This is a genomic window from Corynebacterium jeikeium (genome assembly GCF_028609885.1).
GTDB classification, from domain to species: Bacteria; Actinomycetota; Actinomycetes; order Mycobacteriales; family Mycobacteriaceae; genus Corynebacterium; species Corynebacterium jeikeium.
This window is the reverse complement of record NZ_CP063195.1, coordinates 223,299-235,047: the sequence shown is the minus strand read 5'-3', so window position 1 is coordinate 235,047 and position 11,749 is coordinate 223,299. Positions and strand designations below refer to the sequence as shown.

The following is an 11,749-nucleotide window of genomic DNA, read 5'->3' as shown; positions in this document are numbered from 1 at the left end:
CTCCTTATTACTGCAGCCGACAAACCAGGCACCCCTCTTAATCACTTCAGAACAATCATTGTTATACCGGCTGCGCTTTCCGCCCCGCCAGCCCAGCTCTGCCAATCCAACCCAACCCCCACCCAACTAGTTGATACGTCAACTACATTCACGTACACTAGCACCATGAAAGCCTTCGGATTCCTCAGCTTCGGCCACTATTCCCTCAACCCTCAGTCCGCTCACCCACACATGCTCAGCGCCCGCGACATGCTGCACCAGTCGATCGAACTTGCAGTAGAGGCCGACCACTTGGGCGTGAACGGCGCCTACTTCCGCGTCCACCACTTCGCACCCCAGCAGGCCGCCCCCATGCCCCTACTAGCCGCAATCGCCGCCCGCACCCAGAACATCGAGGTCGGCACCGGCGTGATCGACATGCGTTACGAAAACCCCCTCCACCTCGCCGAAGAGTCCGCCGCGCTAGACCTCATCGCGGACGGCCGCATCGCCCTCGGCGTTTCCCGCGGAGCCCCCGAGGCTGTCGAACGCGGCTGGGAGGCCTTCGGCCACACCGGCTCCACCGACCCCCGAGGCGCCGACATCGCCCGCGAGCACTTCCTGCGCTACCTAGCCGCCATCCGCGGAGCAGGCATGGCCACTGCCCCCTCAGCAGAGAAGCAATACCCGCACATGTACCAGCCCGGCGCCTCCATCCCCGTGCTCCCGCACTCCCCCAACCTGGACCGCCGCGTCTGGTGGGGCGCGGGCACGCGCGAAACGGCCAAGTGGGCGGGGCAGGTGGGCGTCAACCTCATGAGCTCCACCCTCCTCACCGAGAGCAACGGCGACAGCTTCGGCGACCTGCAGGCACAGCAGCTCCAAGTCTTCAAGGAGTCCTTCGTCAGCAGTGGGCACGGCTGGACCCCGCGCACCTCCGTCTCCCGCAGCATCTTCCCCATCACCAGCGCCGAGGACCGGGCAATCGTCGGCACCCATGGCATGACCCGCGACCACTTCGGCGTGATCGACGGCTACCGCTCCACCCTCGGCCGAACCTACATTGGTGAACCCGACCAGCTCATCGAAGAGCTTCTTAATGACGCCGCAGTGGCCGAAGCCGACACGTTGATGCTCACTATCCCGAATCAGCTGGGCGTAGAGGCCAATGTTCGCCTGTTGAAGAGTTTCGCCACACACGTGGCACCTGCGCTGGGTTGGCAGCCGAGCACGAGTGAGGACAGCAGGTTGGCCTAACCAACCAGTGCGTTGTACGGTACTAACCGTGAATATCTCTAATAATGGGGATACCCCATCTACTCAGGATGCTGCCGAGGCTTTTCATCCGCAGGCCTCCACTGCTGAAGTGCTGGTCAAGGACGACCCACGCACCGTCCGCATGGGCACGCTCGTCAGCCTGATCATTGGCTCCACCGTCGGTGCCGGCATCTTCGCGCTGCCGCAGAACATTGCGTCTGTCGCCTCGCCGGGTGCCGCCCTGATCGGCTGGGGCATCACCGGCGTGGGCATGCTGTGCATCGCCTACGTCTTCCAGGCCCTAGCACTGCGCAAGCCGCACCTGGATTCGGGCGTGTACTCCTACGTGCGCGCCGGCCTGGGCGACTTCGTCGGCTTCGCCTCCGCGTGGGGCTACTGGCTGGGCACCATCATCGCCCAGGTGGGTTACGCGACGCTGTTCTTCAGCTCGCTGAGCTTCTTCTTCCCCATTTTCGGCAGCGATCATCCGCTGGTGCAGTCGGTCTGCGTATCGGCACTTACCTGGGGAATCTTCCTGGTTCTTTCCCGCGGCGTGCGCCAAGCGGCGATCATGAACGTCATCACCACTGTGGCGAAGATCCTGCCGATCCTGGCGTTCCTGGTGCTGGTGGCCTTCGTCGGCTTCAACACAGACGTGTTCACCTCTGATTTCTGGGGTCGCGCCGCCACCTTCGGCGAGAACCAGGATCAGGCACTTTCCCTCGGCGACCAAGTCAAGGGCATGATGCTGTTCACCGTGTGGGCCTTCATCGGTGTGGAGGGCGCCTCCACGTACTCGAAGCGCGCACGCCACCGCAAGGATGTCTCCCTAGCTACCTTCCTGGGATTCGTCTCCGTGTTCTTCCTGCTGACCGCCGTGAGCTTCCTGTCCTTCGGCGTGGTCTCCCGCGAGGAGCTCGCCGCTATGGGCGATAACTCCATGGGTACCGTCCTGGAGCACGTTGTCGGCCCGTGGGGCGCAGGCCTGATCTCCGTCGGCCTGTGCATCTCCGTGCTGGGCGCGTACGTTTCCTGGCAGATGCTATGCGCCGAGCCGATCACCCTGATGGCCCAGGATGGGCTGCTGCCGAAGGCCGTGGGACGCACCAACGACATGGGCGCCCCGTACGTCTCGCAGTTCCTGTCCGCCGTGGTTATCCAGGCGTTCATCATCGTCTTCTACTTGAATGAATCCACTTACACCACGATGGTGCAGCTGGCTACGTCCCTGTACCTGGTGCCCTACGTGTTCTCCAGCCTGTACCTGCTGTTCCTGGCCACCCGTGGCCACGGATTCAAGCACCCGGACGCGGGCTCGAAGTTCGACATCTCCGGGCCCGAGGTCGGCAAGAGGACCAACCGCGGACACCTACTCATCAGCGCCGTGGCTTTCGGCTACTCCCTGTGGTTGCTGTACGCCGCCGAGCTGCAGTTCGTCCTGCTCGGCACGCTACTTATCGTGCCCGGCCTGGTGGTTTATGTCGTCACCCGTATTAAGGCCGGCGGGCGCGTATTCAACACCTTCGAGTGGATCATCAGCGCCGTCGTCGTGGCCTCCGCTATCGGCGCCTTGTACCTGATCGTCACCGGGCAGATCAGCCTCTAGCTACCGCCGTTGTAGCTAGCGCAAGCTACCGCCGCTTCTGCCGGTCCCACAGGACCACAGAGGTAGAGCGCGGGACGTGCACAATCTCACCACGCGAGCGTCCGCCCGCGCCCTCGCCCCGCTCCACGCGGGCTTGCATCTCCGCCAGGCGGCGGCGCAGCGCCGCGTTTTCCTCTTCCAGCTCGTCCAACCGGTTCTGCTGGGCGATGATCGTCTTGATGCCCGCCAGGTTCACGCCCTCTTCGTGCGAGAGGCGCTGGATCTCCTGCAGCTGCTCAATATCCTCGCGCGAGTAGCGGCGGCCGCCGCCACTGGTGCGTTGGGGCGTCACCAAACCCATCCGGTCATACGTGCGCAGCGTCTGGGCGTGCATTCCAGTGATCCGCGCGGCGACGGAGATAACGAAAACCTCGCGCTCGCCGCCGTTCTTACTAGTACTCATCAGTTGCCCTCCCATCCTTCGCGGGGGTCGAATCCGGATCGCTTTTCCTCTTCCGAGTATTTGCGTAGCGCGCTCATCGCACCCTCGTCCAGGTTCTTCGGCACGGCCACCTTCACGGTCACCAGCAGGTCTCCGCTAGCGCCGTTGCGCTTGTTCACACCGTGGCCACGCACGCGCAGCGTTGTGCCGTCCTGCGTGCCCGCAGGAATGCGCACCCGCACCTTGGAGGCCAGAGTCGGCACCGTCACCGCGCCGCCGAGTACCAGCTCGGGGTAGCTCACTGGCACGGTTAGCTTCAGGTCGTCACCGTCGCGACTGAACACCTTGTCGGGCTTCACGTGCACCGTCACAAAGAGGTCACCCGCCGGCTTGCCGCGCTGCCCCGCCGAGCCCTGCCCGGCCAAGCGCACCTTCTGCCCGTCGACCACGCCCGCAGGCACGCGCACGGTGATCGTGCGGGACTGGGTAGTCCGCCCCGTGCCGGAGCAATCCGGGCACTTGTCCTTAATCACCGAGCCAGTGCCGGAGCAGTCCGCGCACGGGCGGGAGAACCCAAAGGTTCCCCTGTTCTCACTGACCATGCCGCTGCCGTTGCAGGTGCCACAGTTCTGGGACGAAGTGCCCGCCTTAGCACCGGAGCCGTGGCAGCTTTCGCACGGCTCGGGCTTGGTCAGGCGGATCGGCACGGTCACACCCTTGGTAGCTTCGCGGAACTCGAGGGTCAGCTCTGTCTCCACGTCCGCCCCGCGGCTGCGCTGGGTGCGGCGTCCAGCCCGACCACCCCGGCCTCCGAAGCGGCTGCGGGAGGCGCCGGCGGTCGGATCATCGCCAAAGAGTCCGCTGAAGACGTCCCCAAATCCGCCGCTGGTGGCGTCATTCCCAAAAAGATCAGAGACGTTAAAGCCGCTACTACTGAAGCCACCTGCACCGCCTGCACGACCAAAGCCCGAGCCGCCAAAGCCCGAGTAAGCCCCGCTGGCGAGCATCCGCTTGAGCTCGTCGTACTCAGCGCGCTTTTCCTTGTCCCCCACCACGCTGTACGCTTCAGAAGCCTTCTTAAATCGCTCCTCCGCAGCTGCGTCGCCCGGGTTCGCATCCGGGTGATTTTCGCGGGCGATCTTGCGATAAGCTTTCTTGATCTCCTCTGCCGATGCGGTGGAGGACACGCCGAGGTCTTTGTAATAATCCTTCTCGGCCCATTCACTGTGCGCCATGTGTCGCTCCTTCCTTATTGCGCTGTTCACGCGGGGTGTTTCTACTCAACCTTGAGTCTACCGCGCTGAACTTTTGTTATCTAATCTTCTTAACGACGCCCCTACGTATTTATTCCCCCTCCACATCACTTCGGGCACTACAGCATGCATTGCTGGAGGCTTGCTGTATGTATTGCCAGAAGACTTCCCAGCCCGAAACTAGCTAGGGTGGAGCCATGACACCTAAGAAGCGCAACTGGTTTGGTCGGTTCTTCGGCACGCATAGCTCATCGCACGACGCATCTGATAACCCTTCGTCCGCGGCGAACGGTTCGCCCATGCCCAGCGCACCTGGCTCTAACGCCCCGTTAGCAGAGCCCGGCCCACAGGACCCGCCGGTGCCGCTACCCCGCCTGGACCTGCACCAGTCCACGGCCCTGATCCGGCAGATCGTGCGGACGCTCAATAGCCTCGGCTACGGCGCGACCCCGACGCCCGAAGTTGTCTACTACAGCAAACCCGAGCACATCGAGAAGCCCCTGAGCTACCCGGGCCCCACACCCGGCCCCTACGGCGGGCAACTCCCCGCGCCGGATTACGGCGAGGGCTCGATGCTGGGGCTCGAAAACCTCACGAAGCAGTGCGCCAATGCCGAGGATTTCGGGAGAGATATGCCTGTGCTGGTGGAACATTTCGTCAATAGCCTGGTCGGCCCGGCTGCCGCTTCAGAGCGAGAGCTACTTTCGCTCCCCGATGCGGAGTTTTACTCCCACTTGCGGGCGCGCCTAATGTCCATCGACTTACTACCGGAGCAGTCGCGGGCGGATGCGCGTGAGTTCAACCCGGATTCACCGATACGGCCTTATTCGGATGACCTGTGCATCACTTTGGTTCTGGATACACCAAACTCTGTAGTGTCGCTGAGCCCGGGCTCACTGGATGATCGCGGCCCGATTGAGGACTTGTTCCGGATTGGCTACCGCAACCTGTGGCAGGAGCTGATCGATTCCGACCTGGATGTACAGCCTGTTCGGGCGAGCGAAGACCGTCCCGAAGAGCGCTTCTGGGCGATTGAAAGCAGCTCTTACTATACGGGGTCGGTGCCCCTGCTAATGAACGAGATCCTCGAGCGCCTCCTGCCGCAGATCGACCCTAGCGAGGGGCTAATTTTTTCCACGCCGCATCGCCACATCACCCTGGTTCGGGAGATGGGCGAAGGCACCGACATGCTGGGGTCCATCAAGATGATGGCGGCCGTGACGGCCCAGGAGTTCTCGCGGCAGGCGGGCGCGATGAGCCCACGGCTGATGTTTTCGCACATGGCTGAGATCACCACGTTCACCGACATCAAGTCGAAGGGTGGCGGCAGGGCGGAGATCGACATTCAGCCCCCGGCGTACCTCATGGAGAGGATCAACCAGGGCAAGCACTAGGGCGACGGCGCTAGAACGCTGTCGCTAGAACGGCGGCTCGTCCTCCAGGTTGCGCTTCTGCTCCCGCTGGTTGTGCTCCACCACCCTCCGCGCTCGCTTCACTGCTCGGTGCCGGAAGGTGATTCTTCCCAGCGGGCCGTTTGGCGTGGTGATCACCGTGTGGCCGTCTCCGAAGCTAGTCCAGGTTTCCTCCCCGTCGGGGTTGATTGTCACGTCCCAGGCTCCCGTCGTTTTCGCGTTGTGGTGTTTGGCGCAGAGGCAGTGGAGGTTTGATGTGTCGGTTGGTCCGCCGTTCGGGGCGCCATGCACGAAGCGTTTGACGTGGTCTAGCTGGCATTTGTGCGCTGGGGTGTCGCAGCCCGGGAAGCGGCAGGTTCCGTCCCGGCCTTCCACGCTCGCACGGATGAGGGGCGTCGGGGTATAGCCGGCGGTAGCGGCCTTCCCCGGGGCCTGCAGGTGGGTTATCCGCTCCATCCACTCCTTCGTGGCCAGCGGGTTGAGCCAGCTGCCGGCGGCCCAGATCTGCGCCTCCGGAGCATCCACCTGGCGGTACAGGTTGAGGTTCACCTCTGCGGTCGCACTCCCCCGCACCAGACTCATAAGCGCCCGCACCCTGGAACAATTCTGCTTGTTCCTCACGCTGTCGAGCGCCTGGATCAGCTCCAGCGCCTCCAGCTTCGGAAGGGTCAGGTAGAACTCGGTGTAGTCGGCCGACCGGTCGTCGATAGCTAGCCGCGTTGCGGCGCCGAGGACGGCCAGGTCTTCGGTACTGACGCCCTCTACGTCTGAACCCGTGCCGTCTGCGCCATCTGTACCGTCTGCCCCGGCTGCGCCATCCGTACCTTCGCCCGCTGGCGAGGTTAGTTCGGCGGGATCGATCGGACAGGCCAAAGGCTCGTGATCCATGACGATCTTCTTCAGGCGTTGGCGGATCGTACTCTGCCCCAACATCGCCTGGTTAGGCCGAGTGGGCGAAAGTGCTGTGTAGACATCGGCTTCTACAGCGGAGATGTGGGCGTCACTAACAGCAACAAGGCTATGAGCGACGATCCGCCACAGCTCGATAGAGTAGGCCCCGGTTTCCGCCAGCTCCACCAGCGATGGGAAGCGGCGGAAGGTGGTTCCGACGTCGACGAGCTGGACCACTCGGAACTCCGGGAGACCCAGGCGCGCGCCCAGGCGGGTGGTCACGTCGGTGATGCATTCGTCGTCGTGCGGCGTGCACGCCAAGGCAAGGCGCGCGTGGTTGCGGTTGATGTCGCAGATCGCTGCGCTCATCGGGTCGGTGGGGTCGGTAACTTTCCAGAACGGCCCCTGTGGTTGGCCTTGTGGTTGGTTATGCGGTGGGTCTTGCGGTGGTCTGTCGGGTGGTGTGGGCTGGTCAAACATCATTCCCCTTCAATGATGGAAGTCCCCAGTGTGTCGTGGCTCTTGTGTCGTGGCTCGAATTCCGTAGCTCGTGTCCCGTGGTTTTCCGTACGCGATCAGCATAGAAAACGCCCCGGACAGCCCCTCCAAGAAAAACTCAATTAATCGAACACTTGTTCTAGTTTCTAGTTCCTACCTGCCCCTTCACAGATACCTCCCACAAATACACCCCACCACACAAAAAAGAGAGCCCCACAGCAAAAGCCGTGAAGCTCTCTGGATCTCACGCCATCCCTGGCGCTAACCCCTAATAACTACTGCGGATCGCCAATGATGACCATCGCGTTGCGCAGCACGCGGTCACCCAGGCGGTAGCCGCGGCGGAGGATGGTGGCCAGCACCTTGTCGTCGCCACTGCTCGTGTCTTGCACGGCCTCGTGGCAGTTCGGGTCGAACTCGTCGCCTTCCTCGCCGAACTTCTCCACCTTCATGGATGCCATCACAGACTGCAGCTTGTCCGACATGGATTTCAGCGGCCCGGTCAGGTCGCCGTGCTGTTCTGCCATCTCCAGGTCGTCCAGGATCGGCAGCAGCTCGGCGGCCACCTCGGCCTTCGCGCCGGTGATCACGCTCGCGCGGTCACGCTCAACACGACGGCGGTAGTTGGTGTACTCCGCCGTCACGCGCTGTAGGTCCTCGGTGCGTTCGGCCAGCTCGGCTTCGATGCTGTTGCTGTCTTCGGGATTGACGCCCTCAGCATCAGCCACAGCCGCCTCACCATCAGCCAGACCCTCGTCGACACCCTGCGCCTCAGCAGCTTCCGCGGCGGCAGCTTCGGCACTTTCGGCCGAGGTTGCCTCCGGGTCGGTGTTCTCCGGGGCGCCCGGGTCCTGATTCAGATCTTCAGCCATTACTTCTTATCATCCTCTGCGGAAGTATCCTCGTCGACAACCTCGGCGTCCACAACGTTCGGGTCATCGTTTGCGGCGGAGCCTGCAGCGTCCGCACCAGCACCTTCAGCACCGGCGGCTGCCTCTGCCTCGTAGATGGCCTTGCCCATCTCCTGAGACTCAGCGTTCAGCTTCTCCACCGCATCCTTGATGGCCTCGATGTCGTCACCCTTCAGAGCCTCGTCAACAGCCTTGGCTGCTTCCTCGACCTTGTTCTGGGTATCCTCGCTGACCTTGTCCTTATTGTCTTCGACGAACTTGCGGGTCTGGTAAGCCATGGACTCTGCGGAGTTGCGGACTTCCTGCTCCTCGCGGCGCTTCTTGTCCTCTTCCGCGTGGGTCTCGGCATCCTTGACCATGCGGTCGATCTCCTCCTGGGACAGGCCGGAGCCGTCCTGGATCTTGATCGTGTTCTCCTTGCCGGTGGCCTTGTCCTTTGCAGAGACGGAGACGATGCCATTGGCGTCAATATCGAAGGTGACCTCGATCTGCGGAACGCCGCGCGGTGCCGGAGCGATGCCCGCCAGCTCGAAGGAGCCGAGCAGCTTGTTGTGCGCAGCCATCTCGCGCTCGCCCTGGAAGACCTGGATCTGTACGCTGGGCTGGCTGTCCTCGGCGGTGGTGAAGGTCTCGGAACGCTTGGTCGGGATGGTGGTGTTGCGCTCGATCAGCTTGGTCATCACGCCACCCTTTGTCTCGATACCCAGGGACAGCGGGGTGACGTCCAGCAGCAGCACGTCCTTAACTTCGCCGCGCAGCACGCCGGCCTGCAGGGCAGCACCCACGGCCACAACCTCGTCCGGGTTTACACCCTTGTTGGGCTCCTTGCCGTTGGTCAGCTCGGTGACCAGCTCGGAGACGGCAACCATGCGGGTGGAGCCACCGACCAGCACGACGTGGTCGATCTCGTCCACGCTAATTTCCGCGTCCTTCAGCACTGCCTGGAACGGGGTCTTGGTGCGGTCCAGCAGATCCTGGGTGATCTTCTGGAACTCGGTGCGGGTCAGGGTCTCATCCAGGAACAGCGGGTTCCTGTCTTCGTCCACCGTGATGTACGGCAGGTTGATGGAGGCCTGCTGGGAGCTGGACAGCTCGATCTTGGCCTTCTCCGCCGCCTCGCGCAGGCGCTGCAGGGCCATCTTGTCCTTGGTCAGGTCCACGCCGTGGCTTGCCTTGAACTTGTCGGCCAGCCAGTCGACGATGCGCTGATCCCAGTCGTCGCCGCCCAGCTCGTTGTCGCCGGCGGTTGCGCGAACCTCAACCACACCGTCGCCGATCTCCAGCAGGGAGACGTCGAAGGTACCGCCACCGAGGTCGAATACCAGGATGGTCTGCTCCTTGTCGCCCTTCTCCAGGCCGTAAGCCAGGGCGGCTGCGGTCGGCTCGTTGACGATACGCAGGACGTTCAGGCCTGCAATCTGGCCAGCATCCTTGGTTGCCTGGCGCTGTGCGTCGTTGAAGTAGGCGGGGACGGTAATAACCGCGTCGGTTACGTCCTCACCCAGGTAGCTCTCCGCGTCCCTCTTCAGCTTCTGCAGGGTACGGGCGGAGATCTCCGGAGCGGTGTACTCCTTGTCGTCGATGGAGACCTTCCAGTCCGTGCCCATGTGGCGCTTAACAGAGCGGATGGTGCGATCCACGTTGGCTACCGCCTGGTTCTTGGCGGACTGGCCGACCAGCACCTCGCCGTTCTTGGCGAAAGCCACGATGGACGGGGTGGTACGGGATCCCTCGGAGTTGGCGATGACCTTTGCCTCGCCGCCTTCCAGTACAGACACCACAGAGTTGGTGGTGCCCAAGTCAATTCCTACTGCGCGTCCCATAGTGGGGTACCTCCTGTTGTTTTAATCCTTCGTCGGATTGTTGTTGTCAGTCATCGAGCCTTTAGTGTGGACGACTCAACTCATGCTCTCCAGTATCCGGAGTTTTTCTCTCTAGTCAAATCTTCTTGAGTCAGCCACACTCAACCTGCTCACACCCTACTCAACTCATCGCACGTCAAACTTGTTCCCGATCGGCTCAACTTTTTTGAAGATTTTTTACAGATTCACCCTGAACCTTCCCTGAAATGCGCAAACCCGCCCCATCTGTTTTGATAGTGGGCATGAAAAACCGCATACGCATAAACCGCGCCCTCATTTCCACCCCGTTGGCAGCCGCCCCGCTTGTCGCTACCTCGATCCTCGCTGGGTCGGTCATTGCCGCCCCCACAGCCTTTGGTGCAACCGCAGCCGCCGCCCCTTTTTCTTCCGCTACCCCTTTTGGTTCCGACGCCTCGCTCTCCGCACCGCAACTCCCCGCAGGATCGACTTTCCCATCTTCCGGCGCTCTGAAAACTGGCGGCCAGGAACAAACTCACTACAACGGCGCGTTCGACCTCGGCCAAGCGAGCAAGGATCCCAACGTGGGTGGACTATCCGGGCTTACTGCCCTCGCCGATGGCTCCTACCTCGCCATCTCGGATGACAAAGGCGATCATGGCCCCACGCGCGCCTACCGCTTGAACATCGACAACAACGGGCGGGCAAAGGTCACTGGACAAGTTAATTTCACCAAGCCAGATGGCAGCGCATACAACCCCAAGGAATACGATGCGGAGGAGATCCAGCAGCTACCTAACGGCCATTTGCTATGGACCACCGAGGGCGAATCAAAGGGATCGAAGAACCGCTCACCCCTTGTCATCGAATCCGATAGCAACGGGCGGGAAATCCGGCGCATCCATCCCCCGCACTATCACGTCCCCGACCACAATGCAGCAAAGGATATTGAACAAACTAAAGGGATAAGCCCCAACAAAGGCCCGGAGGGCATGACAATTTCTCCTGATGGGGAAACTTTTTACACTCTCAACGAGAACTCATTGGTGCAGGATGGGCCAATCAATACTCCCGAGGCGGGTTCCAAAACTCGGTTGACCGCTTACAGCACTGCAACCGGCAGGCCCAAGGCCGAGTATGTGGTCGAGGTGGACCCCACGTACGCCCCCAAGGCCGATCGCGGGTACGCTTCCTTAGCTACTTCCCCGGATGGTAGCCTCTACGCGCTGCAGCGCGGTTACATCCCCAAACAAGGTAACCGCGCCGAGATCTACCGTTTGAGTCTGGAAGGGGCCACCAATGTGCTTGGCCGGGAGCGCTTGGACGGTAGCGAGGTGCCCGTTAACCGCGAGAAGGTCTTCGATTTCGCTGGACAAAAACCCAGTGACATTCACAAGCTCGGTGACAACCAAAGCTCGAGTGGCGATAAGGCTAACACTGAGGCAAGCCCCAACATCTCTGCATCCCCCGAAAATGTTGAAGGCTTAACCTTCGCGGCCCCGCCTGCCCACTCCGCAGATGTGCCGGCTCACGGTTCCGTCACCACCGGCTCCCTTCCTGCGGGCTCCTCCGCCATCGGAAACCACGCCGGCAGCTCCACTTCCCCGGCGAAGTTAAACCGCGTGTACTTAATCTCGGACGATAACTTTAGTGATTCGCAGCGTACGCTGCTCCATTCTTTGGACATCCCCCAGCGCTAAT

9 protein-coding genes are annotated in these 11,749 nt (G+C 62.1%); 4 read left to right on the top strand and 5 right to left on the bottom strand.

The annotated features are described in order from the left end of the window. Positions 1-165 precede the first annotated feature (165 nt). Together CJEIK_RS00975 and CJEIK_RS00970 are read left to right on the top strand one after the other, a co-directional pair. Positions 166-1,236, top strand: coding sequence for an LLM class flavin-dependent oxidoreductase (locus CJEIK_RS00975; protein ID WP_005297105.1), 1,071 nt, complete (start codon positions 166-168; stop codon positions 1,234-1,236). Between the two features lie 109 nt (positions 1,237-1,345). Next, a complete protein-coding gene (locus CJEIK_RS00970) occupies positions 1,346-2,842 on the top strand; it encodes an amino acid permease (RefSeq protein WP_005297107.1) in 1,497 nt (498 codons plus the stop codon). A 25-nt stretch (positions 2,843-2,867) separates the two neighbouring features. Here CJEIK_RS00970 and CJEIK_RS00965 read toward each other — a convergent pair whose 3' ends face one another. Both CJEIK_RS00965 and dnaJ read right to left on the bottom strand, forming a co-directional pair. Further along, positions 2,868-3,284: a heat shock protein transcriptional repressor HspR gene (locus tag CJEIK_RS00965; RefSeq protein ID WP_011272911.1), complete on the bottom strand. Its 417-nt coding sequence runs from the start codon at positions 3,282-3,284 to the stop codon at positions 2,868-2,870. Further along, the gene (dnaJ, locus tag CJEIK_RS00960; RefSeq protein WP_005297113.1) at positions 3,284-4,498 is read right to left on the bottom strand and encodes a molecular chaperone DnaJ; all 1,215 of its coding nucleotides are present in this window, start codon (positions 4,496-4,498) and stop codon (positions 3,284-3,286) included. The genes CJEIK_RS00965 and dnaJ overlap by 1 nt, the downstream gene beginning before the upstream one ends. 215 nt (positions 4,499-4,713) lie before the next feature. Between dnaJ and CJEIK_RS00955 the strand changes: the two genes are divergently transcribed. Continuing rightward, positions 4,714-5,910 (top strand): hypothetical protein, encoded by a 1,197-nt coding sequence (locus CJEIK_RS00955; protein ID WP_034965445.1) that lies wholly within the window; start codon positions 4,714-4,716, stop codon positions 5,908-5,910. A gap of 24 nt (positions 5,911-5,934) precedes the next feature. On the opposite strand, the gene CJEIK_RS00950 is transcribed toward CJEIK_RS00955, so the two are convergent. From CJEIK_RS00950 to dnaK, 3 genes are all read right to left on the bottom strand, one after another. Then, positions 5,935-7,188 (bottom strand): HNH endonuclease signature motif containing protein, encoded by a 1,254-nt coding sequence (locus CJEIK_RS00950; RefSeq protein ID WP_005297119.1) that lies wholly within the window; start codon positions 7,186-7,188, stop codon positions 5,935-5,937. Positions 7,189-7,592: 404 nt separating this feature from the next. Beyond that, positions 7,593-8,189: a nucleotide exchange factor GrpE gene (gene grpE / locus CJEIK_RS00945; protein ID WP_005297121.1), complete on the bottom strand. Its 597-nt coding sequence runs from the start codon at positions 8,187-8,189 to the stop codon at positions 7,593-7,595. Continuing rightward, on the bottom strand, positions 8,189-10,051 hold the full coding sequence (gene dnaK, locus CJEIK_RS00940) for a molecular chaperone DnaK (RefSeq protein ID WP_005297124.1): 1,863 nt from the start codon (positions 10,049-10,051) through the stop codon (positions 8,189-8,191). Before dnaK ends, grpE begins: the two co-directional genes overlap by 1 nt. Before the next feature lie 281 nt (positions 10,052-10,332). Here dnaK and CJEIK_RS00935 point away from each other — a divergent pair, with 281 nt between their 5' ends. Continuing rightward, positions 10,333-11,748 carry an esterase-like activity of phytase family protein gene (locus CJEIK_RS00935; RefSeq protein WP_005297126.1) on the top strand — a complete coding sequence of 472 codons (1,416 nt, stop codon included), beginning with the start codon at positions 10,333-10,335 and terminating at the stop codon, positions 11,746-11,748. Position 11,749 lies beyond the last annotated feature (1 nt).